At 73.9% G+C, this 23,362-nt stretch carries 20 protein-coding genes; 14 read left to right on the top strand and 6 right to left on the bottom strand.

What is annotated here, in order from left to right; genetic code table 11:
* Positions 1 to 126: 126 nt before the first annotated feature.
* From argB to Sm713_RS21280, 3 genes are read left to right on the top strand one after another with little or no spacing between them, the layout of a single operon-like run.
* Positions 127 to 1,068: an acetylglutamate kinase gene (gene argB / locus Sm713_RS21270; RefSeq protein WP_212911152.1), complete on the top strand. Its 942-nt coding sequence runs from the start codon at positions 127 to 129 to the stop codon at positions 1,066 to 1,068.
* On the top strand, positions 1,065 to 2,414 hold the full coding sequence (locus tag Sm713_RS21275; protein WP_212911153.1) for an acetylornithine transaminase: 1,350 nt from the start codon (positions 1,065 to 1,067) through the stop codon (positions 2,412 to 2,414). The genes argB and Sm713_RS21275 overlap by 4 nt, the downstream gene beginning before the upstream one ends.
* A 19-nt stretch (positions 2,415 to 2,433) precedes the next feature.
* The gene (locus tag Sm713_RS21280) at positions 2,434 to 2,976 is read left to right on the top strand and encodes an arginine repressor (RefSeq protein ID WP_212911154.1); all 543 of its coding nucleotides are present in this window, start codon (positions 2,434 to 2,436) and stop codon (positions 2,974 to 2,976) included.
* A 108-nt stretch (positions 2,977 to 3,084) separates the two neighbouring features.
* On the opposite strand, the gene Sm713_RS21285 is transcribed toward Sm713_RS21280, so the two are convergent.
* Positions 3,085 to 4,164: a bile acid:sodium symporter family protein gene (locus tag Sm713_RS21285; protein ID WP_249416419.1), complete on the bottom strand. Its 1,080-nt coding sequence runs from the start codon at positions 4,162 to 4,164 to the stop codon at positions 3,085 to 3,087.
* Positions 4,165 to 4,404: 240 nt separating this feature from the next.
* Positions 4,405 to 4,992 (bottom strand): pyridoxamine 5'-phosphate oxidase family protein, encoded by a 588-nt coding sequence (locus Sm713_RS21290; RefSeq protein ID WP_212911156.1) that lies wholly within the window; start codon positions 4,990 to 4,992, stop codon positions 4,405 to 4,407.
* A 197-nt stretch (positions 4,993 to 5,189) separates the two neighbouring features.
* Between Sm713_RS21290 and Sm713_RS21295 the strand changes: the two genes are divergently transcribed.
* The 3 genes from Sm713_RS21295 to argH all read left to right on the top strand — a co-directional run bounded on the left by Sm713_RS21295 (position 5,190) and on the right by argH (position 8,684).
* Entirely contained in the window at positions 5,190 to 5,534 is a 345-nt protein-coding gene (locus Sm713_RS21295) for a DUF488 domain-containing protein (protein ID WP_249416651.1), read from the top strand.
* A 302-nt stretch (positions 5,535 to 5,836) separates the two neighbouring features.
* Positions 5,837 to 7,030 carry an argininosuccinate synthase gene (locus Sm713_RS21300; RefSeq protein ID WP_212911158.1) on the top strand — a complete coding sequence of 398 codons (1,194 nt, stop codon included), beginning with the start codon at positions 5,837 to 5,839 and terminating at the stop codon, positions 7,028 to 7,030.
* A gap of 223 nt (positions 7,031 to 7,253) precedes the next feature.
* Positions 7,254 to 8,684, top strand: a complete 1,431-nt coding sequence (argH, locus tag Sm713_RS21305; RefSeq protein WP_212911159.1) for an argininosuccinate lyase — start codon at positions 7,254 to 7,256, stop codon at positions 8,682 to 8,684.
* A gap of 203 nt (positions 8,685 to 8,887) precedes the next feature.
* Here the strand turns inward: argH and Sm713_RS21310 are convergent, their stop codons facing one another.
* A complete protein-coding gene (locus Sm713_RS21310; RefSeq protein ID WP_249416420.1) occupies positions 8,888 to 9,724 on the bottom strand; it encodes a helix-turn-helix domain-containing protein in 837 nt (278 codons plus the stop codon).
* A gap of 151 nt (positions 9,725 to 9,875) precedes the next feature.
* On the opposite strand from Sm713_RS21310, the gene Sm713_RS21315 reads away from it, so the two are divergent.
* On the top strand, positions 9,876 to 10,829 hold the full coding sequence (locus Sm713_RS21315) for an aldo/keto reductase (RefSeq protein WP_212911161.1): 954 nt from the start codon (positions 9,876 to 9,878) through the stop codon (positions 10,827 to 10,829).
* A gap of 16 nt (positions 10,830 to 10,845) precedes the next feature.
* On the opposite strand, the gene Sm713_RS21320 is transcribed toward Sm713_RS21315, so the two are convergent.
* Complete coding sequence (locus Sm713_RS21320; protein WP_212911162.1) at positions 10,846 to 11,622, bottom strand: 1-acyl-sn-glycerol-3-phosphate acyltransferase; 777 nt, start codon at positions 11,620 to 11,622, stop codon at positions 10,846 to 10,848.
* A 268-nt stretch (positions 11,623 to 11,890) separates the two neighbouring features.
* Between Sm713_RS21320 and Sm713_RS21325 the strand changes: the two genes are divergently transcribed.
* The 3 genes from Sm713_RS21325 (at position 11,891) to Sm713_RS21335 (ending at position 14,268) form a co-directional block, all read left to right on the top strand.
* Positions 11,891 to 13,075: a glycerophosphodiester phosphodiesterase gene (locus Sm713_RS21325; protein WP_212911163.1), complete on the top strand. Its 1,185-nt coding sequence runs from the start codon at positions 11,891 to 11,893 to the stop codon at positions 13,073 to 13,075.
* 76 nt (positions 13,076 to 13,151) lie between these two features.
* Positions 13,152 to 13,724, top strand: coding sequence for an RNA polymerase sigma factor (locus Sm713_RS21330; RefSeq protein WP_212911164.1), 573 nt, complete (start codon positions 13,152 to 13,154; stop codon positions 13,722 to 13,724).
* Between the two features lie 40 nt (positions 13,725 to 13,764).
* On the top strand, positions 13,765 to 14,268 hold the full coding sequence (locus tag Sm713_RS21335) for a GNAT family N-acetyltransferase (protein ID WP_212912170.1): 504 nt from the start codon (positions 13,765 to 13,767) through the stop codon (positions 14,266 to 14,268).
* 66 nt (positions 14,269 to 14,334) lie between these two features.
* Here the strand turns inward: Sm713_RS21335 and Sm713_RS21340 are convergent, their stop codons facing one another.
* The gene (locus tag Sm713_RS21340) at positions 14,335 to 14,709 is read right to left on the bottom strand and encodes a hypothetical protein (RefSeq protein ID WP_249416652.1); all 375 of its coding nucleotides are present in this window, start codon (positions 14,707 to 14,709) and stop codon (positions 14,335 to 14,337) included.
* A gap of 64 nt (positions 14,710 to 14,773) precedes the next feature.
* Complete coding sequence (locus Sm713_RS21345; protein ID WP_212911166.1) at positions 14,774 to 15,133, bottom strand: hypothetical protein; 360 nt, start codon at positions 15,131 to 15,133, stop codon at positions 14,774 to 14,776.
* A 239-nt stretch (positions 15,134 to 15,372) separates the two neighbouring features.
* Here Sm713_RS21345 and Sm713_RS21350 point away from each other — a divergent pair, with 239 nt between their 5' ends.
* The 4 genes from Sm713_RS21350 (at position 15,373) to cobA (ending at position 23,275) form a co-directional block, all read left to right on the top strand.
* Positions 15,373 to 16,020, top strand: a complete 648-nt coding sequence (locus Sm713_RS21350; RefSeq protein WP_212911167.1) for a GNAT family N-acetyltransferase — start codon at positions 15,373 to 15,375, stop codon at positions 16,018 to 16,020.
* Between the two features lie 195 nt (positions 16,021 to 16,215).
* Positions 16,216 to 17,427 carry a precorrin-6y C5,15-methyltransferase (decarboxylating) subunit CbiE gene (gene cbiE, locus Sm713_RS21355; protein ID WP_212911168.1) on the top strand — a complete coding sequence of 404 codons (1,212 nt, stop codon included), beginning with the start codon at positions 16,216 to 16,218 and terminating at the stop codon, positions 17,425 to 17,427.
* 494 nt (positions 17,428 to 17,921) lie between these two features.
* Positions 17,922 to 21,836: a nicotinate-nucleotide--dimethylbenzimidazole phosphoribosyltransferase gene (gene cobT, locus Sm713_RS21360; protein ID WP_212911169.1), complete on the top strand. Its 3,915-nt coding sequence runs from the start codon at positions 17,922 to 17,924 to the stop codon at positions 21,834 to 21,836.
* Between the two features lie 206 nt (positions 21,837 to 22,042).
* The gene (cobA, locus tag Sm713_RS21365; protein WP_212911170.1) at positions 22,043 to 23,275 is read left to right on the top strand and encodes a uroporphyrinogen-III C-methyltransferase; all 1,233 of its coding nucleotides are present in this window, start codon (positions 22,043 to 22,045) and stop codon (positions 23,273 to 23,275) included.
* Positions 23,276 to 23,362 lie beyond the last annotated feature (87 nt).

Here is a 23,362-nt window from a genome sequence, read left to right on the forward strand (position 1 = left end):
ACATGCCGCAGCGCACTCCCGTGCCCCGACCGGGCGCCACCGCGCCGCCCGCCCCGCACCCGCGGGACCGGGCGCCGGGCGCTCGCGGCCCGTCCCCCCGTCCCCCGGCCCGAAGGTCCCGACCGTATGACCACTCGCCAGCACACCGCACTGCCCAAGGCACAGATCCTCATCGAGGCACTGCCCTGGCTGACCCGGCACCACGGCAAGACGATCGTGATCAAGTTCGGCGGCAACGCCATGGTGGACGACGAGCTGAAGGCCGCCTTCGCCCAGGACGTCGTCTTCCTGCGGCACGCCGGGCTCAAGCCCGTCGTGGTGCACGGCGGCGGGCCCCAGATCAACGCCCAGCTCGACCGGCACGGCCTGGTCTCCGAGTTCAAGGCGGGGCTCAGGGTCACCACTCCGGAGGCCATGGACGTGGTCCGCATGGTGCTCGCCGGGCAGGTGCAGCGCGAGCTCGTCGGCCTGCTCAACCGCCACGGCCCCTTCGCCGTCGGCCTCACCGGCGAGGACGCGCACACCATGACCGCCACCAAGCACCGCCCCAGGATCGACGGCGAACTCGTCGACATAGGGCGGGTGGGCGAGATCACCCGGATCGACACCGGAGCCGTCGAGGCGCTGCTCTCGGACGGCCGGATCCCGGTGGTGTCGTCCATCGCACGCTCCGCCGACGACGGCCACGTCTACAACGTCAACGCCGACACCGCCGCCGCCGCGCTCGCCGCCGCGCTGAAGGCCGAGACGCTGATGGTCCTCACCGACGTCGAGGGCCTCTACGAGGACTGGCCCAACAGCGACGACGTGATCAGCAGGCTCACCGCGACCCAGCTGGAGAAGCTGCTTCCCGAGCTGGCCAGCGGCATGGTCCCGAAGATGGAGGGCTGCCTGCACGCGGTACGGGGCGGCGTCACCACCGCCCGCGTCATCGACGGCCGCGTCCAGCACTCGATCCTGCTGGAGATCTTCACCGACGAAGGCATCGGCACGATGGTCGTGCCCGACGACCCCGCCACCACGCACGCACCGCAGAACACGCAGGCACCGCAGAAGGGGACCGCATGACCACCACAGGCACCGGCGGAGCGAGCGGCACCACCGGAGCGGACGAGGCCACCGGCACCGCCGCCGTCGCGACCAGCGGCACCGCCCCCGCCCCCGTGCGCACCGCCGCCGAGGGAGCGGCCGACGGCAACGCCTCGCTCGTGCGCCGCTGGCAGGGCGCGCTCATGAACAACTACGGCACCCCGAGCGTGCCGCTGGTGCGCGGCGAGGGCGCCCGGCTCTGGGACGCCGAGGGCAAGGTCTACCTGGACTTCGTGGGCGGTATCGCCGTGAACGCCCTGGGGCACGCCCACCCCGCCGTCGTGGAGGCCGTCAGCCGCCAGATCGCCTCCCTCGGCCACGTCTCCAACCTCTTCGTCGCCGAGCCGCCCGTCGCGCTCGCCGAGCGGCTGCTCCAGCTCTTCGGCCGGGACGGGCGCGTGTTCTTCTGCAACTCCGGCGCCGAGGCCGTCGAGGGCGCCTTCAAGATCGGGCGGCTGACCGGCCGTACCCGCATGGTCGCCACCGACGGCGGCTTCCACGGCCGCACCATGGGCGCGCTCGCCCTCACCGGACAGCCCGGCAAGCGGCAGCCGTTCCTGCCGCTGCCCGGGGACGTCACGCATGTCCCGTACGGGGACGCGGAGGCGCTGCGCGCCGCGGTCACCGAGGACACCGCGCTGGTCGTCATCGAGCCGATCCAGGGCGAGAACGGCGTGGTCGTGCCGCCCGCCGGCTACCTCCGCGCGGCCCGGGAGATCACCCGTGCCACCGGCGCGCTCCTGGTGCTGGACGAGGTGCAGACCGGCATCGGCCGCACCGGCCACTGGTTCGAGCACCAGGCGCACGACGGCGTCGACCCCGACATCGTCACCCTGGCCAAGGGCCTCGGCGGTGGCCTGCCGATCGGCGCCACCGTCGCCTTCGGCGACGCCGCGGGCCTGCTCGGGCCCGGCCAGCACGGCACCACCTTCGGCGGCAACCCCGTCGCCTGCGCGGCCGGCCTCGCCGTCCTCGACACCATCGCGGCCGACGGGCTGCTGGAGAACGTCAAGCGGGCGGGGGAGCGCCTGCGGGACGGCATCGAGGGCGCCGGCGGCACCGGCGGCACCGGAAAGCACCCACTGGTCAGCCATGTCAGGGGTGCCGGGCTGCTGCTGGGTATCGTGCTCACCGAGCCCGTCGCGCCCCAGGTGCAACAGGCGGCTCAGGACGCCGGCCTCCTGGTCAACGCGCCCGCCCCCGACGTCGTACGGCTGATGCCGCCGCTGACCCTAGGCGACGAGGAGGTGGACGCCTTCCTCCGGGCGCTGCCCGGCGTTCTCAACAGCGTGAACCAGCAGGGGGAAGGGCCGGCCCGAGAATGATCCGGAGACTGAGACGACGATGAGCCAGCCGCAGGACCACGGACCCGAGCACGGCGGGCCCGCCGTGCCGCAGACCCGCACCGCCCGCCACCGCCGCATCGTGGACATCCTCAACCGTCTGCCGGTGCGCTCGCAGAGCCAGTTGGCGAAGCTCCTCGCGGACGACGGACTCACCGTCACCCAGGCCACGCTCTCCCGCGACCTGGACGAGCTCAACGCCGTGAAGATCCGCAACGCTGAGGGCGACCTCATCTACGCGGTGCCCAGCGAGGGAGGATTCCGCACCCCGCGCGCGCCGCTGGGCGAGTCGGCGAAGGAGGAGCGGATGCGGCGGCTCTCCGCGGAACTGCTGATCTCCGCGGAGGCCTCCGCCAACCTCGTGGTCCTGCGCACCCCGCCGGGTGCCGCCCAGTTCCTCGCCTCGGCCATCGACCAGGCCGAGTTGCACGACATCCTCGGCACCATCGCGGGCGACGACACCCTGCTCCTGATCAGCCGGCAGCCGACCGGAGGCCAGGCACTGGCGGACCATCTGCTGAGGCTCGCGCAGAACGACCACTGAACCTTCGGCGGTCGCGGGACAGGGGGTCGGGGGACCGGGATCGCGGGACCGGCCGGTCGGGTGAGTCCGACCGGCCGGTCGGGTAAGTCCGGTCCCGCGACCGCCCGTTCAGGCCCCGGCCACGGCGCCCTTCGCCCGACGGTCCCGGTAGGACATCCAGGCCGCCACCACCGCACCCGAGACGTTGTGCCACACGGAGAAGACGGCCGCGGGCAGGGCGGCGAGCGGGCTGAAGTGGGCGGTGGCGAGCGACGCGGCGAGGCCCGAGTTCTGCATCCCCACCTCGAAGGCCATCGCCCGCGACGACGGCGTGCCCAGCCGCGCCAGCTTCCCCGCGCCGTAGCCGAGGGCCAGCCCCAGGCCGTTGTGGAGCACCACCGCGAGGAGCACCAGGGCCGCCGCCGACCGGATCGCCGTCGAGCTGCCCGCCACCACCACGGCCACGATCGCCGACACCGTCAGCGCCGACAGCCACGGCAGCACGCCGAGCAGCCGCTCCAGATGGCGGCCGAGGACCAGGCGGACGGCGAGGCCGCCCAGGACCGGCAGCAGCACGGTCTTGAGGATGTCCGTGACCATGGCGGACGCGTCGACCGGCAGGTACTCGCCCGCCAGCAGCAGCGTCAGCGGGGGCGTGACCAGCGGCGCGAGTACGGTGGAGACCGTGGCGACCGACACCGACAGGGCGACGTCGCCGCGCGCGAGGTACGTGACCACGTTGGACGCGGTTCCGCTCGGCGCGCAGCCCACCAGGATCACGCCGGCCGCGAGCTGCGGGGAGAGGCCCAGCGCATGGGCGATCAGCCAGCCGGTCCCCGGCATGATCACGTAGTGCGCGACGAGGCCGAGGCCGACGGCCCAGGGCCGCCGCAGCACGCCCCTGAAGTCCAGCGGGGTCATCGTCAGGCCCATGCAGAACATCACCACGCCCAGCAGGTACGGCATGTCCGCGGCCCACGCGGTGAACGCGCCGGGCGCCGCCATGCCCGCGGCGCCGGCGGCGAGCACCAGCACGGGGAAGACGGTGACAGCGCGGCGCGCGGCGCGGTCGGCGCCTGGTGGTCGGCCGGCGGGCGCCGGCGATGCGGCCCCCGGCGGTGCGTTCCGGCCGGTGTCCGGGGCGGCCGACGTGTCCGCCGCGCCTGCCGCGTCCTCGCGGTCCTCGGTTTCCTCAGGGTCCTTCTGCACGGCCGTGATGCAACGCGGCCACGGGTGTTGGACGCAAACGCGTCTCGTCATATGGAAGCGCCCGCCCCCGCCGGGAGGAGGCGTGGGGCCGACAGCGATCCGTGCGTGCCGGGAGGAGGCGCGGGGCCGCACCGACCCCGTGCCTGCGGGGAGAAGTCGTGGGGCCGCACCGACCCCGTGCCTGCGGGGAGAAGTCGTGGGGCCGCACCGACCCCGTGCGTTCCGGAGCGGCCCGGAACCTCAGAAGCCGCCCGGCGGCAGGGGGAGCGGCAGCCCGGGGAGCCCGTCCAGGCTCGTGGCCACGTGCTCCTTCTTCGTGAAGTAGGCGTCGAGTGACACGTCGTCCTCCCGTGCGAACCGCTTGCCGTGCAGCTCGCGGTCGCTCTCGTACGCCATGTACGGCACCGCGTACCCGCAGGTGTCGCGGATCAGCTCGGCCGTGACGACGATGATCGCGCGCAGGCCGTGCCGGCGCGGGTCGATGCCGGGGAACTGCCCGAGCAGCTCCGTGAAGCGTGCGTCGTCGCGGAACACCGGCTCGCCGCGCCCGTGCACCCGCACGATGTTCGGCGGGCCCTGGAAGGCGCACCACATCAGCGTGATCCGGCCGTTCTCACGAAGGTGGGCGATGGTCTCGGCGTTGCTGCCGGCGAAGTCCAGGTACGCCACCCTGTGCTCGTCGAGCACGGCGAAGGAGCCGGTGAGGCCCTTGGGGGAGAGGTTCACCGTGCCGTCGCCGGACAGGGGTGCGGTCGCGGTGAAGAAGAGGGGCTGGGCCTCGATGAACGAGCGGAGCCTGCCGTCGATGCGTTCGTAGGTCTTTCCCATGTCCATCGATTATTCGGCACGGTCGTGCGGTCGTGTCCGATGTTTTCCGGGGCGTCTCGACTGGCGGGACCGGGATACCGCGGGACCATGGACGCATGGCGGGCAGCGGACGACAGCGGACGGAAGGGCAGGGCGCGCACGGAAGCGCTCGGGCGGGCGGGGGCTCCCGGCGCCGCGGCGGACCCCCGCAGGTGCGGATGCGCCGGGTCTACGAGCCCGCCGAGGCGCGGGACGGCGCCCGGATCCTGGTCGACCGGATCTGGCCGCGCGGCCTCGCGAAGGACGCCGTGCCGCTCGACGCCTGGCTGAAGGACGTGGCGCCCTCCACCGAGCTGCGGAAGTGGTACGGGCACGATCCCGACCGGTACGGCGAGTTCGCCGAGCGCTACCGCGTCGAGCTGGCCGAGCCCGAGCGCATGGAAGCGCTCGACCGGTTGGTGGAGCTGGCGGCCGAGGGCCCGGTGACGCTCCTCACCGCCACGAAGGACCTCGCCCACAGCCAGGCCCGGGTCCTCATGGAGGCGCTGACCGGCGGAGAGTGAGCCGGGTGCCGTCTCGTCGAGCCCCCTTGCGCACACCACGCCTCCCAGGCCGCCCCCAGGCTCGCCTTGCCCCCGCCAGGACCCGTGGACCCTTCCCAGGCCCCCAGGCCCCCCAGGTCTCGGCAGCTCAGCGCCCGCCGGCCCGTGCCCCGTGCAGGCCCGTGCCCCGTGCAGGGCGTGTGTGCGCCGCGTACGCGCCCCGGAATGGTCCCGTGGCACGACTCTCCACGCGCCCCGGATTGACGAAACATACGGGGTAATGCATACTCATGCATATCAGCGAATGCATGTGAGGAGAGAACGTGACCGAGCGCGTCGTACTCGCCTATTCCGGCGGCCTTGACACCTCCGTCGCCATCGGCTGGATCGCCGAGGAGACCGGCGCCGAGGTCATCGCCGTCGCCGTCGACGTCGGCCAGGACGGCGAGGACCTGGACGTCATCCGCAAGCGGGCGCTCGCCTGCGGGGCGGTCGAGGCCGAGGTCGCCGACGCCAAGGACGAGTTCGCCGCCGAGTACTGCCTGCCGGCGATCAAGGCCAACGCCCTGTACATGGACCGCTACCCGCTGGTCTCCGCGCTCTCCCGGCCCGCCATCGTCAAGCACCTCGTCAAGGCCGCCCAGAAGCACGGCGCGACCACCGTCGCACACGGCTGCACCGGCAAGGGCAACGACCAGGTCCGCTTCGAGGCCGGCATCGTCGCCCTCGCCCCCGACCTCAAGTGCATCGCACCCGTCCGTGACTACGCCATGACGCGCGACAAGGCGATCGCCTTCTGCGAGGAGAAGAACCTCCCGATCGCCACCAGCAAGAAGTCCCCGTACTCGATCGACCAGAACGTCTTCGGCCGGGCCATCGAGACCGGCTTCCTGGAGGACATCTGGAACGCGCCGATCGAGGACATCTACGAGTACACGAAGGACCCCTCCGTCCCGCGCGAGCCCGACGAGGTCGTGATCTCCTTCCAGGCCGGCGTCCCGGTCGCCGTGGACGGCAAGCCGGTCACCCCCCTTCAGGCCATCCAGCTGCTGAACGAGCGCGCGGGCGCCCAGGGCATCGGCCGGATCGACATGGTCGAGGACCGCCTCGTCGGCATCAAGTCCCGGGAGGTCTACGAGGCCCCCGGCGCCATCGCCCTGATCACCGCCCACCAGGAGCTGGAGAACGTCACCGTCGAGCGCGAACTCGCCCGGTACAAGCGGCAGGTGGAGCAGCGCTGGGGCGAGCTGGTCTACGACGGCCTGTGGTTCTCCCCGCTCAAGCGCGCCCTGGACGGGTTCATCAACGAGGCCAACCAGCATGTCACCGGTGAGATCCGGATGACCCTGCACGGCGGCCGCGCCGTGGTCACCGGCCGCAGGTCCGGTTCCTCCCTCTACGACTTCAACCTCGCCACGTACGACTCGGGCGACACGTTCGACCAGTCCAAGGCGCAGGGCTTCATCGAGATCTTCGGCCTCTCCCAGAAGATCGCGGCCCGGCGCGACCTGGCCTGATGCCCGTAGCGGCCGGATCGCCCTCCCCACTGCCCGAAGGACGCGTGGGACGTATGTCCGCACTGTCCGAAGGGCATGGGGGACAGCCCCGGACGCCCTAGTCTGAACACCGCCTCCCCGCCCGAACGCGGGGAGGCGGTCTGGCATCACGCCTTCGCCCGAACGCCGGAACGTCGCGGGCCGCGGCACGCACCCGACCCGCAGGATGCAAGGAGCAACCGCATTGAGCAGCAACAACGGTGACGTCCGGCTCTGGGGCGGCCGGTTCGCCGACGGCCCCGCCGAGGCCCTGGCCGCGCTCTCCGCCTCCGTCCACTTCGACTGGCGGCTCGCGCCGTACGACATCGCGGGATCGCGTGCACACGCGCGCGTGCTGCACCGGGCGGGGCTGCTCACCGAGGACGAGCTGGAGCGGATGCTCGCGGGCCTGGACCGGCTCGCCGCCGACGTCGCCGACGGCTCCTTCACGGGTACCGTCGCCGACGAGGACGTGCACACCGCCCTGGAGCGGGGCCTGCTGGAGCGCCTCGGCCCCGACCTGGGCGGAAAGCTGCGCGCCGGACGGTCGCGCAACGACCAGGTGGCCACGCTGTTCCGGATGTACCTGCGCGACCACGCCCGGATCGTCGGCGGCCTGATCACCGACCTCCAGGAGGCGCTGGTGGGGCTCGCCGAGGCCCACCCGGACGTCGCCATGCCGGGCCGCACCCACCTCCAGCACGCCCAGCCGGTGCTCTTCGCGCACCACGTGCTCGCGCACGTACAGGCGCTGGCGCGGGACGCCGAGCGGCTGCGGCAGTGGGACGCGCGCACCGCCGTCTCGCCCTACGGATCGGGTGCGCTGGCCGGCTCCTCGCTGGGCCTCGACCCGGAGGCGGTCGCCCGGGACCTGGGCTTCGAGGGCGGCAGCGCCGCCAACTCCATCGACGGCACCGCCGCGCGCGACTTCGCCGCCGAGTTCGCCTTCATCACCGCGATGATCGGCGTCGACCTCTCCCGGATCGCGGAGGAGGTCATCATCTGGAACACGAAGGAGTTCTCCTTCGTCACGCTCCACGACTCCTTCTCGACGGGTTCGTCGATCATGCCGCAGAAGAAGAACCCGGACATCGCCGAGCTGGCGCGCGGCAAGTCGGGGCGCCTGATCGGCAACCTCACCGGCCTGCTCGCCACCCTCAAGGCGCTCCCGCTCGCCTACAACCGCGACCTCCAGGAGGACAAGGAGCCCGTCTTCGACTCCTGCGACCAGCTGGAGGTGCTGCTGCCCGCCTTCACCGGCATGATGGCCACCCTCACCGTCAACCGCGAGCGGATGGAGGAGCTGGCGCCCGCCGGGTTCTCCCTCGCCACCGACATCGCCGAGTGGCTGGTCAGGCAGGGCGTGCCGTTCAGGGTCGCCCACGAGGTCGCCGGGGAGTGCGTCAAGGAGTGCGAGACGCTCGGCATCGAGCTTGACCAGCTCACCGACGAGCAGTTCGCCAAGATCTCCCCGCACCTGACGCCCGGCGTGCGCACGGTCCTGAACGTGCCGGGCGCCCTCGCCTCCCGCGGCGCCCGCGGCGGCACGGCGCCCGCGGCGGTGGCCGCGCAGCTTGCCGAGGTCAAGGCGGACCTGGCCGTGCAGCGTGAGTGGGCGGACGCAGCGCGCCGATAGGGGCGCGGGGCTGTGCCGATTTGCGGCTGCGCCGCGTGGGCGCGCTCGGTGGAGCCGAGCCGCACGCCCCTGATCGGATCGGGGCGCAGCCCCGCCTTCAAGGGGCGCGGGGAACTGCGCGACCAGCCACCACGAGACCGTCAGGTCGTCACGGTCCCGAAGGGGCAGTCTCTGCCGTGTCCGGGCCACCGGCAGGTGGTGGTTCAGAGCCGGGCTGCACCCCGATCAGGGGTGCTGGAAAGGGTGAGCAGGTCGAGCGCCCGGGCGGACGCCGACCCCGCCTCCGCGTGATAGATCACGAGCGTCTGCCCACCGGTCCCGGCGATGACCAGCTTCTCGCGGTACAGCTCCAGGCACCCCACGTCGGGATGGCGCAGCCGCGCCATCCCCCCGCTCGGCCGAACCACGTCCTGCCGCGCCCACAGCCGCCGGAACCGCTCGCTCTCGGCACACAGCCCGCCGACGAGCGACAGCAGGCGCGGATCGTCCGGCTCCGCCCCCACGGTGGCGCGGAGCTGGCCGACGGCCGCCGCGGTCAGGCGCTCCCAGTCCTCGTGGAGTTCGGCCTCGTGGGGATCGAGGAACGCCGCGACGAGCCGGTTGGCGCCCGGCCGCATGGTCGGCGAGAGTGCCTCGGCCGTCGGGTTGGCCGCCAGCACGTTCAGGTACCTGTCCTGCACGAACGCGGGCATGGGCAGCGCGTCGAGCAGCCGGAGCGTGCCGTCGGGAACGTCCTCGGACGGCGGCGGTTCGCCGTGCCGCGACCGGCGCCGGTTCAGCGCGTGCAGGTAGGCGATCTGGTCGTGGTCCATCCGCAGCACGCCCGCGACCGCGTCGAGCACCTGGGTGGACGGCGTCCGGTCACGCCCCTGTTCGAGCCGCAGGTAGTAGTCGGTGCTGATGCCGGCCAGCAGGGCGACCTCCTCGCGCCGCAGGCCGGGCGTGCGCCGCCGACCCGACACCGCAAGCCCGACGTCCTCGGGGCGCACCTGTTCGCGGCGCGCGCGGAGGAACCCTCCCAGCGCGTTCGAGCCGTCCACACACCCCACTCTAGGACGCGCCGCCGGCCCCGTGCCTGGTCCTGGCACTCCCAGGAAGATCCCGGCCCTGCCTGACGCCCGGCGTCCGGAGCACCGTGGAGGCGTCAGGCAGCACACCGCCGGCAGGCGGGCACGCGGAAGGAGAGCGCACATGAAGACCGTCGCACTGGGAGATCTCACCGTCTCGGCCGAGGGGCTGGGCTGCATGGGGATGAGTTCCGTGTACGGTGCCGCCGACTGGGACTCCTGCGTGGCCACCGTCCGGCACGCCCTGGACCTGGGCGTCACGCTGATCGACACCGCCGACGCCTACGGGGCGGGCCACAACGAAGTGCTGGTGGGGCGCGCGATCGCCGGGCGCAGGGACGAGGCGCAGGTGGCCACCAAGGCGGGCATGGACTACGGCACCGGCCGCGGCAAGGTCGTCCTGCGCGGCAACCCCGACTACCTCAAGCGGGCCTGCGACGCCTCCCTGCTGCGGCTCGGGGTCGACCACATCGACCTGTACTACCTGCACCGCGTCGCACCCGACAGCACGGTGGAGGAGTCCGTCGGCGCGCTGGCCGAGCTGGTGGCCGAGGGCAAGGTGCGGCACATCGGGTTGTCCGAGGTGACCGGCGAGCAGCTGCGCAGGGCGCACGCGGTGCACCCGGTCACCGCGGTGCAGAGCGAGTACTCGCTGTGGACGCGCGACCCCGAGAAGGACGTGGCCGACGCCGCTCGTGAGCTCGGCGTCGGGCTCGTCGCCTACTCCCCGCTCGGGCGCGGCTTCCTCACCAGCACCGTCGACGTGACCGCCCTGGCTCCCGACGACGGGCGCCGCCGGCTGCCGCGCTTCACCGAGGACGCCGCGAGGGCGAACGCCGCCCTCAACGAGGCCGTCGAGGCGGTCGCACGGGAGAAGGGGGCCTCCGCGGGCCAGGTCGCGCTGGCGTGGGTGGCCTCGCGGAGCGAGCGGCTGGGAGTGCCGGTGGTGCCGATCCCCGGCACCAAGCGCGTCACGTGGCTGGAGGAGAACGCCGCCGCCCTCGACGTCGCCCTCGACCCGTCCGACCTCGAACGGCTGGAAGGCCTCGCCGACTCCGTGCGGGGGGACCGGTACTGAAGGGACGCGGGCGGTGTCAGGCCGCCGCCTTCGCCTTCGTCGCGTACATGTCCACGTACTCCTGGCCGGACAGCCGCATGACCTCCGTCATCACGGAGTCCGTCACCGCGCGCAGCACGTAGCGGTCGCGGTCCATGCCCTCGTAGCGGGAGAACTCCATCGGCGCGCCGAAGCGGATCGTCACCCTGCCAGGGCGGGGGATGCCGGCGCCGCCGGGCTGGAGCTTGTCCGTGCCGATCATCGCGAACGGCACCACCGGCGCGCCGGTCATCAGCGTCAGCCGGGCGATGCCCGTGCGGCCGCGGTACAGCCGCCCGTCGGGGGAGCGGGTGCCCTCCGGGTAGATGCCGAACATCCGGCCCTCCTCCAGCACCCGCCGGCCCGTCATCAGCGCGGCCACCCCGCCGTTGGCACCGTCCCGGTCCACCGGGATCATGCCGACGCCGGTGAAGAACCACGCCATCAGACGGCCCTTCAGCCCCTTGCCCGTGACGTACTCGTCCTTGCCGATGAAGAGGACCTGCCGGTCGCAGACGACGGGAAGCACGAACGAGTCGATGAACGTGAGGTGGTTGCCCGCGATGATCACGGGCCCGGAGGTGGGGATGTTCTCCGCGCCCTCCACCCGTGGCCGGAACATCAGGCGCATCAGCGGCCCGAGCACTGCCTTGAGGAACGCGAAACGGGACAACGGGCCCTCCGTGGTCAAGGGATCGACTGCTGCGCCTGGTGCACTCGTGCGGAGGTCTCCGCAGGTGAGTACGGTACTCGTGACGCGCGGGCGATTGCACATCGACCACGAGTCGGGTACCGGCCGTCACGCCATGGCCAGGGTTTCCCGTTGAGCGGCCGGCCGCCGCGGCCCGGATTCCGGGTCCCCGGCCGCAGAGGCCGCCGCGGGCCGGACGGGCCGGTCGCTCCCGGGCGGTCGGCGGTCATGCGAGATCAGCCTCCCGTTTCTCCCCATGTCTGCCTTCCGTCACTCGCCGGCCCCTACGATCGGTCGGTCCGGCAGGGCCGGAGCGCGGCCCACAGACAGCAGCACACCAGGAGGTACGTCCATGGCGAAGCAGGTGTCGAACGAGCAGCGACCGGCCGGGGGACCGGGCCGGCGCACGGTCCTGGGAGCGGCCGTGCTCGGCGCGGGAGGCGCCGTCGCCGGTCTGCCCACAGCCGCCCGGGCCGCCGAGCGCGCCGCAGGCCCCGCGGCGGCGTCCCACGGGCACGGCCTCGACCTGCCGACGCCCACCGTCATCGGCCACCGCGGCACCGCGGGATACCGCCCCGAGCACACCTTCGGCTCCTACCAGCACGCCCTCGACCTCGGCGCGCACATAGTCGAGCAGGACGTCGTGCCCACCAAGGACGGGCACCTGGTCTGCCGGCACGAGAACGACATCACGGCCACCACGGACGTCGCCCAGCACCCCGAGTTCGCCGGCCGCAAGACCACGAAGACGGTCGACGGCAACGCGATCACCGGCTGGTTCACCGAGGACTTCACCCTCGCCGAGCTCAAGACCCTGCGCGCGATCGAGCGGATTCCCGCCAACCGCCCGAACAACACGCTCTACAACGGCCGGTGGGAGGTGCCCACCTACGAGGAGGTCCTCCAGTGGGCCGACCGCGAGGGCAACAGGCGCGGCCGCCCGGTCTGGCTGTACGTGGAGACGAAGCACCCCACCTACTTCCGGGGGCTGGGCTTCGACGTCGAGAACCTGCTGGCGCGGCTGCTCCGCACGTACCGCCGGGACCGCCGCGACTCGCCGCTCATCCTCCAGTCCTTCGAGCCCAGCAGCATCCAGCGGCTGTCCCGGCTCGTCGACTCGCCGTCCATCGTGCTCCTGGACGCCGCCGGCACCCGCCCCTGGGACTTCACCGCCTCCGGCGACCCGCGCACCGTCGACGACCTGGTCAAGCCCGCGGGCCTGGAGTGGATCGCGTCCTTCGCGCAGGGCATCGGGCCCACGGTCGACCTGATCATCCCGAAGGACGCGAACGGCAAGCTCACCAGGCCGACCACGCTGGTCCCCGACGCGCACGCCGCCGGCCTGATCCTGCACCCGTACACGATGCGCAACGAGAACACCTTCCTGCCCGCCGACTTCCGCAAGGGCACCGACCCCAACGCCTACGGCGACGCCTTCGGCGCCTTCCGCAGGTACTTCGAGACCGGCATCGACGGGATCTTCTCCGACAATGCCGACACGGCCCTGCTCGCCCGCGAGGACTTCGTCAACGGCTGAGCGCCCGCACCCCGCGGGCGAGTGACACGGCGGCCGTCCCGGCAACCCCGCCCGGGACGGCCGCGTCACGCCCGGCATGGACAGCACACCACCGAGCCCACCGCAATCGGACCCGCCCCGCCCGCCCGGCGGGGACATCGCCACCGCGCTCGTCGAGGACCTGCGCCCGCTGCTCGCCGCCGAGGCCGCGGCCGAGGCCCCCTCAGCGGGGGCCGAGCCGGGCGACCTGGAGCAGGCCGTGTGGCTGCGGCTCCTGGAGCGACTGCACACGGTGGGCCCCCCGCACGACCCGGCCCGCTGGCTGCTCGGCGCGGTGCGTCTGGAGGCACGCCGCATCCGGCGCCTCACCCGCAGGTCCTTCCCCTCCCACGCGGAGCCGGCCGACGCCTCCTGGCGCGGCACCGAACCGCAGGTCGCAGCCGCACTGCGGCGCCGCGCACTGCGCGCGGCGGTGCGCAGGCTCCCCGGCCGTTGCGCCACTCTCGTGACGGCACTCCTGTCTCCCCAGGACCTCACTTACCGTGAAATCGCAGGAGAGTTGGGTATCTCACAGGGCAGCCTGGGGCCTGAGCGCTCGCGCTGCCTGGGATGTCTGCGCAGAATGCTCAGCGCGGAGGTTGCACTTCCAGCCCCGCGGGGAAAGCACTGATGGACAACCGGCGGTACAGGTGAGCGAGAGGCATGCACACATGGGCATGAGCGTGACCATCTCTGCGGCGGACGAGCAGGACGCGGAGCAGATCCTCAAACTGCAGTACCTCTGTTACCAGAGGGAGGCCGAGCTGTACGGCGACTACACGATCGAGCCGCTCACCCAGTCGCTCGCCGCGCTGAAGGAGGAGCTCACCCGGGGCCGGGTGCTCGTGGCGCGGCTCGGCACGGAGGTGGTGGCCTCGGTCCGGGGCAGCCTCGACGACGAGGGCGTCGCCCACATCGGCAAGCTCATCGTGCACCCCCGGATGCAGCGGCACGGCCTCGGCGGCCGCCTGCTCTCGGCCGTCGAGGAGCAGCTGCGCGGCGACGGCGAGGTGCAGCGCTTCCAGCTCTCCACCGGCCACCGCAGCGAGCACAACATGCGGCTGTACCGCCGGCACGGCTACGCGCCCGCGGGCAGCCAGCGGATCGACGACGCGCTCACCCTGATCACCCTGACGAAGGACCCCGAGGCCCCGGCCTTCATGGCCAGCGCCTGACGCGGACGCGGGCCGGGGGTGCTCCCCGTCGCCCGCGTGTCCGTCCCCCGCGTCCCCTTGGACCCCTTACGCGGCGCCGACCGAGCGTGCTGCCCTGCGCAGCCAGAACATGGCGGTGACCGGGAGGATCACGGGGATGAACAGGTAGCCGATGCCGTAGTCAGACCAGACCGTGGCATCCGGGAACGCCGACGGCTCCACCACCGTCCAGGTGCCCACGATCAGCACACCGGCGAGCTCGGCGGCGCAGCACACCTGCGCCGCCCGGCGGGCACGCTCACCGCCCCGCACCAGCGAGTAGGTGATGAAGCCGTACACCACGCCCGCCACCGCCGACAGGGAGTAGGCCAGCGGCGCGTGCGCGAAGTCGGTGCTGATCTGCACGACCGAGCGGGACACCGCACCGACCACCATCACCCCGTACACCCACACCAGCAGCATGCCCGGACCGCTGATCAGCCTGGTCCGCGGTGCCTCTGCCCGCTTCTGATCGGTCACCGCCACCTCAGCCTCCCCAGATGTCGTACAGGCGCAGTTCGAGCACGGCGAGCACCACGCCCCCGGCCGCGACGGTCGCCGAGCCCCAGCGGGTGCGCTCCGCGAGCGACATGAACCCGGCCGCGGGGACGCAGGCGAACGCGCCCAGCAGGTAGGACACGAAGATCACGGTGCCCTGCTCCGGCTTGCCGCCGCGGGCCAGCTCGACGACGCCCACGACGAGCTGCACCGTGGCCAGCAGCGCGACCACGGCCATGCCGATGAAGTGCCAGTCCTTGGTCGGCTGGTCGCGGTAGGCCGCGAAGCCGCACCAGGCGGCGAGCACGACCGCGCCCACCGCGAGCACGATCGTCAGGGCGTCAAGCATGCCGCGACCTTATTACGGTGGCCCGCCGCCTTTGACTCCCGCCCCCGCTCCGGGGCCCCGGCCCCGCCCCTCCTGTGGCGTCCGTCACGGTGGCCCCGCGGGCCCCTTCACCCGGGGTCCGTGGCGTGCCCGGATCCGGGCCATGGACGCCACCCCGTGGTGCGTCGCCCGGCCGCGATGCTGCATGCTGGGGCACTCGACCGGCCTGAAGGTTCCCGATGATGGTTACGGAGCGGCGCATGACGACACCCTTCTCGGGGTTCCCCGACATCTCCATCAGCACGGAGCGGCTGGTGCTGCGCCCGCTCGACGACGGCGACCTCCAGGCCTTCACCGAGATGATGAACGACGAGCTGGTCACCGCCTGGACCACGGTGCCCACGCCCTACACCGAGCAGGACGCCCGGACCCTGGTCGGCAGCGAGGCGCCCGCGCTGCGGAAGGAGGGGCGGGGAGTGGTGCTGGCCGTCGCGGAGTTCCTCACCCAGCGCCTGGTCGGTGTGGTGCAGATGCACGACGCCGACTGGCGGGTGCGCTCCGCGGTGCTCTCCTACGCCATCGCGCCCTGGGCGCGCGGCGAGGGCTACGCGTCCGAGGCACTCTTCGCGATGGCGCAGTGGATGTTCCACGACCAGAAGTTCGAACGCCTGGAGCTGCGCACCGCCGCCGACAACACCGCGGCCCAGCAGGTCGCCCAGAAGATCGGCTGTATCAGCGAGGGCGTGCTCAGAGGCGCCTACATAGCCCGGAGCAGAACCGAGGACGGCGGCTGGACCGACGTGCGCACCGACCTCATCGTCTGGAGCCTGCTGCCGGAGGACCTGGAAGGCGTCCCCGAACACCTCGCCGACCACGGCGGCTTCTCCACCTACTCCGACTGGAGCTGACGCTCCCCACCCCGGCCCGCTCCGGCCGGAGCCGACCCTCCCCCCTCGTCCAGGGCCCGCTCCGGGCCGGACGGCGGCGCTTCGGACGTCACCAGGTACGCTCTCGGTGCCCGTCCCCCCCCGCGGCCTCGTGCTCGGGGGCATCCCCCGCGGCAGCCCTGACGACCTGAGACGACACCCAGGAGACTAACGAGAATGGCCGACCGGGTCACGGTGATCGGCTGGGACGGCTCGCCGCTGACGGACGCGGCGCGCTCGGCGCTGTCGGCCGCCACCCTGGTGGCCGGCGCCGCCCACCACCTGGCGCTCCCCGAGATCCCGGCGGGCGCCGAACGCATCCGGCTCGGCAGCGTGGCTCTCGCCGCACGCCGCATCGCGGCGCACCGCGGCACCGCCGTCGTCCTCGCCGACGGCGACCCGGGCTTCTTCGGCGTGGTACGCACCCTGCGCGACCCCGAGTTCGGCCTGGAGGTCGAGGTGGTGCCCGCCGTCTCGTCGGTGGCCGCGGCCTTCGCCCGGGCCGGCATGCCCTGGGACGACGCCGAGGTCGTGGTCGCCCATCCCCGCACCCTGCGCCGCGCCGTGAACGTCTGCCGCGCGCACGCCAAGGTCGCCGTGCTCACCTCGCCCGGCGCGGGCCCCGCGGAACTCGGGCTGCTCCTTGAAGGAGTGCACCGCACCTTCGTGATCTGCGAGGAACTCGGCACGGAACGCGAGCGGGTCACCGTCGTCACCTCCGACAAGGCCGCCGACCACACCTGGCGCGACCCCAACGTCGTCATCGCGGTCGGGGCCGCGGCCACCGGCGAGCCAGGCTGGATCGCGGGCCGCGACCCCGGGGCCGTCCGCGGCTGGGCGCTGCCCGGCACCGTCTACGGCGGCGGCCTGAACGAAGGCGAGGGCGCGCCGCTGCGTGCCGCCCAACTCGCCCGGCTCGGCCCGCGGGTGGGGGACCTCGTCTGGGACATCGGCTCCGGCACCGGCGCGCTGAGCGCGGAGGCCGGACGGTTCGGCGCCGCCGTCATCGCCGTCGACGCCGACGCCGACGCCTGCGCCCGCACCACCGCGACCGCCCGCCGCTTCGGCGTTCACCTCCAGGTCGTGCACGGCACCGCGCCGCACATCCTGGAGAGCCTCCCCGAGCCGGACGTCGTCCGTGTCGCCGGCGGGGGAGCGGCGGTCGTCTCCGCCGTCGCCGACCGCCGCCCCGAGCGCATCGTCACCCACGCCGCCACCCGCGACGAGGCCGAACTCATCGGCCGCGACCTCATGGAGCACGGCTACGACGTGGAGTGCTCCCTGCTCCAGTCCGTCGAACTCGACACCCGGGCCTGGGCCGAGTGCGAGCGCAGCGTCGCCTTCCTGATCTGCGGGATCCTCCAGGAACGCCGCGATCCCAGCCGGTGACGCGGGCCCCGCGGCGTGCCGGAGGCCCCGTCGCGCGCCGCCCCGCGGGACGGCGGAAACCGGCCCGCCCCGTGATCCCCTGGCCGCCGCTCGCGAGGTAGGCTGGCCGACCGTTGTACTGCATTCGGGTGTTCTGCGACGTCGTCGCTCAATGTCCGGACAACGGAACCGCCTTGGTAAACGGGTGCGGTACGGCGGGGCACGGGGCCGTGCGAGGAGCACGCCCCGGGTCGGCTCACAGGGCGTGCAAGGGCGCATGTCCTGCGTGGAACCACGTCGCGCCCCGGGCGCGATCCACAGCGGGCCGTGGCGGACTTGAGGACGCGACGGCGGACGGAACGGGACACGCCCGCCTGGGCGCCGTCCCGGGTGTTCGTGCCGCGCGGCGGGCACGCTCGTTCTTCATGACGGGCGGACGGCGCGCCGTTCCGGGCGGCCCCGGCCGCGGCGCGGGGACCGTCGAGGAAGCACCAACCGATGGGCGAGGGGTACGCATGACCGAGACCGGCCAGATCCCGGCCGAGGGACTGCCGGAGAACGCAGACAACGGGGTTGCTTCCGGACCCGCCCCGGGCCCGGAGGCCCAGCAGGGTGGCCACGTGCCGGACGCCCACCCCTATGTCGCCCCCTCCGCGCCCGCAGAGCCCGCGGCTCCCTCGGCGGATCACCACCCCGACGACGACATGCTGTTGATGCCCGGCGCCCAGGGCGCCTGGGGCCAGACGCAGACCCCAGCCGGGGGCACCCCGACGGCGCCCCAGGCCCCCTCCAGGCGCCCGCTGCGCCTCGGCCCGCCCGTCTCCGAGACCTCGACGGGCGTGGTGCGCACGCTCGCCGACCGCGGCCCGGCCGGCGCGCCGCCGCCCCGCCGCGCCCGGGTCCGGGCGCCCGAACCGGAGTACCTGGACACGCCCGTCGACGACCCGGCCCTGGCAGGACCCCAACTCGGCGCGCTCCCGCCGCACATCGGCGGCCCCTGGTCGCCGGGCCCCCAGCAGGAGGCCCCGCACCAGCAGTACGCCCCGGGCCAACCGGCCGACGGCGCGGCCCCGGCGGACTCCTCCGGCCACGCGGGACAGGGCGCGGGCTACGCGGAGCGCATCCCGGGGGACCAGCAGGCTTTCCAGGACCCTCAGGCGCTTCAGGACCCCCACGCGTATCAGGAGTCGCAGGCGCATCACGAGGCACCCGCGTTTCCGGCCCCCGCGCCGGGCGCCGAACAGGCCCACTCCACGGCCAACGGAGTCGCCTACCCCTCGGAGCCCGCTCAGAGCGAGCCGGTGGACGGTTCCGGCCAGTACGCCACGGCCGCTCACCCGGGGGCCCTTCCGGATGCCGCCGGCGGGTACCCGGCGGCCGGGGCCGAGGCCCAGCCGGTCGGCCAGTTCGTCCCGGTGGCCGGAACCGTGCCCACCACCCCGCACCTGGCACCGACACCTCCGCACGCCCTGACGTTCCCGCAACCGCCCGATGCCACGGCAGAGGCGCCGGGCCCCGGCACGGGGACCGAGGCGCACGCGCAGGACGGCATGTCGGGCGCCGAGGCCGGTGGGATCGGACCCCAGGACGCTCCGGTGGAGCAGCCCGCGTTCGCCGGGGACGCGACCGGCGCCGGGCCCGCCCAGGAGGCCGCGACCGGGACCGCCCCCTACACGGTGGACGGTGCGACGCAGGCCCTGGACGCCGGGCAGTCCGGCGCAGGAGTCCCGCACGAGGCGGCCGTGCCGGTCGAGCCGGGCGGCGGCGCGCCGGCCGGGGGCGTCATGGCGACGGAGGACATCACCGGGGCCCCGCAGGCGGAGGCCGCGGACCAGGGCGCGTTGCCGGAGACCGAGGCGCCGGGCGCGCTGCCCGGTACCGGAGAGCCTGGGGGCGTGCCCGGATCCGGGCCGTCCGACGTGCTTTCCGGGGGCGAGAGCGTCCAGACCCCGCTGTCCGGGCCCGAAGCAGCCGCCGGGAACGGGCTGCCCGGCACCGAGGCCGCCGAGCCGGAGCCGTCCGCGGACGCGCCCGCTGAGGCCGTGCTGCCCGCCGCCGGGACTCCCGGCACCGCGGAGACGGCCGAGCAGGCCGGCACCACGGCGGAGGACGCGCTCGCCGAACCGGCCGCACCGTACGAGCCCGTCCCCGCCGAGGATGCGGCAGCCGCCGAGCTCGCCCCCGAGCAGCCGTCCGCCGCCTCCGAACCGCACCCGGAGGCCGCCCCGGCGCAGGATCACCAGGACCAGGGCGACCCGCACGCCGAGGAGGCCGCGGAGGCGGCCGTGGCGGAAGCCGCCGCAGAGGCCCGGCCGACCGTGCCGGCCCCGCGCGACGGCGAGCACCCCCAGCCCGTGCCCCTGCCCGACGCCGTACCGGCCGGCGGAGCACCGGCGGAGCCCCTGCCGGCCGAGCCCGAGGCCGCGGCCACGGCGGAGCCGGCGTCCGAGATGGCGCAGCCCGCCCAGGAAGAGGCCCTGGCGGCGGACGCCCTCGCGGAAGCAGCCGTTCCGGAGGTGGCCGAACCCGGTGCCGCCGCCGAGGCGAGCGCCCCGGAAGCATCGGAGGAGACCGCCCTTGAGGCCCCCGACGGCTCCCCGGACCCCACCGCGCTGCACGAGCCGGGCGACCTCGCTCCGGACTCCTCCGAGGCGGACGCCCCCAAGGAGCCGGCCGCGCACGCCCCGGCCGCCAGGGGACCCGCGGCGCCCGCGTACGACGAGGCCGAGCGCGAGGCCGTGCTCCGGGTGATGCGCGAGCGCCGGGACATCCGCAACGGCTTCCGCAACGACCCCATCCCGCCCGAAGTGCTGCTGCGCGTCCTGGAGGCCGCACACGCGGCGCCCAGCGTCGGCCACTCCCAGCCGTGGGACTTCGTCGTCATCCGCAGCGCGGACACCCGGCGGGCCATGCACGAACTGGCCATGCGGCAGCGCGAGGCCTACGCCAAGTCGCTCCCCAAGGGCCGGGCCAAGGCGTTCCGCGAGCTGAAGATCGAGGCGATCCTCGACACGCCCGTGAACATCGTCGTCACGGCCGACCCGACCCGCGGCGGCCGGCACACCCTCGGCCGCCACACCCAGCCCGAGATGGCGCCCTACTCCTCGGCCCTGGCCGTCGAGAACCTGTGGCTCGCCGCGCGCGCCGAGGGCCTGGGCGTCGGCTGGGTCAGCTTCTTCGACGAGCGCGAGATGGTGCGGGCGCTGGGCCTGCCCGAGCACCTGAACGTCGTCGCCTACCTGTGCATCGGCTACGTCGACGAGTTCCCCACCGAGCCCGAGCTGGCCCAGGCCGGCTGGTCCAAGCGCCGCCCGCTCTCCTGGGTCGTGCACGAGGAGACGTACGGACGCCGCGCCCTGCCCGGCTCCGACCCGCACGACCTGCTGGCCGAGACCATCGCCGGGATCCGCCCGCTGGACGCCAAGGCGCTCGGGGAGGCGTGGGAGCGCCAGAAGCGGATGACCAAGCCGCCCGGCGCGCTCGGCATGCTGGAGATCATCTCCGCCCAGCTCTCCGGGCTCTCCCGGATGTGCCCGCCGCCCGTGCCCGAGCCGGCCGCCGTCGCCGTCTTCGCCGGCGACCACGGCGTGCACGCCCAGGGCGTCACGCCCTGGCCGCAGGAGGTCACCGGCCAGATGGTGGCCAACTTCCTCAGCGGGGGAGCCGTGGTCAACGCCTTCGCCACCCAGGTGGGGGCCGAGGTCTGCGTCGTCGACGTCGGAGTGGCCACCGACCTGCCCGCCGTGCCGGGCCTGCTGCCCCGCAAGGTGCGCCCCGGCACGGGCGACATGACCACCGGTCCCGCGCTCACCCGCGAGGAGGTCAAGGCCGCCATCGAGGTGGGCATCGAGACCGCCCGCGACCTGGTGGCCGCCGGCAACAGGGCGCTGCTCACCGGTGAGATGGGCATCGCCAACACCACCGTGTCCGCCGCCCTCATCGCCGTCTTCACGGGTGCCGAGCCCGCGGAGGTCACCGGCCGGGGCACCGGGATCAACGACGAGACGCTCGCCCTCAAGACCGAGGTGGTGCGCCGTGCGCTCGACCTCCACCGGCCCGACCCGGCCGACCCCATAGGGGTGCTTGCCGCGGTCGGCGGTCTGGAGCACGCGGCGATCGTCGGCCTGCTGCTGGGCGGCGCTTCGCTGCGCACCCCCGTCGTGCTGGACGGCGTGAGCGCCGGCGCCGCCGCGCTGGTCGCCCGCGCCATCGCCCCCGAGGTGCTGGCCGCCTGCATCGCGGGCCACCGCAGCGCCGAACCGGGCCATGTGGTGGCACTCAACAAGCTGGGCCTGCGCCCCCTGGTGGACCTCGACCTCCGCCTCGGCGAGGGCACCGGCGCCCTCCTGGCCCTGCCCATGATCCAGAGCGCGGCCCGAGCCATGCACGAGGTGGCCACGTTCGACTCGGCGGGCGTGACCGAGAAGTAGCAGGAGAAGGAGAAGGTACGAGCAGGGCTCCCTACGGGGCCTATGCGGCCCGCCGGTGCCCCGGCGCGGGTCCTGCCCCGAGCGGGCACGGCTCGACGACGGGGAATCGGCTCCGCGGAGGCCACCGGCCCCCGAGACGGCGACGAGGCCGTCGGATTCCGCGCCGTATCGTGGACCCGACCTCCATGAAGGAGTCCCGCACAGCCATGCCAGAACACCCTGCCTATCCCGTCGGCCTGCGCCTGTCCGGCCGCCGCACCGTGGTCCTCGGCGGCGGCCAGGTGGCCCAGCGCCGCCTGCCCGCCCTGCTCGGCGCGGGCGCCGACGTCGTGCTCGTCTCGCCGTCGGCCACCGCCTCCGTGGAGGCCATGGCCGAGCGCGGCGAGCTCCGCTGGGAACGCCGCCGGTACGCCGAGGGAGACCTCGCGGGCGCCTGGTACGCCCTGATCGCCACCAGCGATCCCGTGGCCAACGCCGCGGCGTCGGCCGAGGGCGAGCGGGAGCGCGTGTGGTGCGTGCGGGCGGACGACGCCGAGGCCGCGACGGCACTGACCCCGGCCACCGGGCGCGGCGCCGGCGTCGCGGTCGCGGTGCTCAGCGCCACGATGCACGACCGCGACCCGCGCCGCACCGCGGCCGTCCGCGACGCGATCGTGGAGGCGCTGCGGGACGGCTCGCTGGTCGCCAGGCAGCACCGCGTCCGGACGCCCGGCGTCGCGCTCGTCGGCGGTGGCCCCGGCGACCCCGAGCTGATCACCGTGCGCGGCCGGCGGCTGCTCGCCGAGGCGGACGTCGTCATCGCGGACCGCCTCGGCCCCCGCGACCTGCTGGACGAACTCCCCCCGCACGTCGAGGTGATCGACGCGGCCAAGATCCCGTACGGCAGGTACATGGCCCAGGAGGCCATCAACAACGCCCTGATCGAGCACGCCAAGGCGGGCAGGGCGGTGGTACGGCTCAAGGGCGGCGACCCGTTCGTCTTCGGCCGCGGCATGGAGGAGGTGCAGGCGCTCGCCGCGGCGGGCATCGCCTGCACGGTCGTGCCGGGGATCTCCAGCACCATCTCGGTGCCCGGCGCCGTGGGTATCCCGGTCACCCACCGGGGCGTCGCGCATGAGTTCACCGTGGTCAGCGGCCATGTCGCGCCCGACGACGAACGGTCGCTGGTCGACTGGGAGGCGCTCGCGGCGCTGCGCGGCACCCTGGTCGTGCTGATGGGCGTCGACAAGATCGGCAGCATCGCGGCCGCCCTGATCGCCCACGGCAGGCCCGCGGACACCCCCGTGGCGCTGGTCCAGGAGGGCACCACCGCCACCCAGCGCCGCGTCGACGCCACCCTCGGCACCGTCGGGGAGGTCGCCCGGAGCGAGCAGGTCAAGCCGCCCGCGGTCATCGTCATCGGCCCGGTGGTGCGGGTCGGCCCCGGCACCCCCGAGTGAGCACGTTCCCCGACACCGGCACGCCCGGCCCCGTCCGGCCGGCGGAGGCAAGTCCCGCGGCGGAGCAGCAGGGCGACGACAGCAGAG

The organism is Streptomyces sp. TS71-3 (genome assembly GCF_018327685.1).
Classification (GTDB): domain Bacteria; phylum Actinomycetota; class Actinomycetes; order Streptomycetales; family Streptomycetaceae; genus Streptomyces.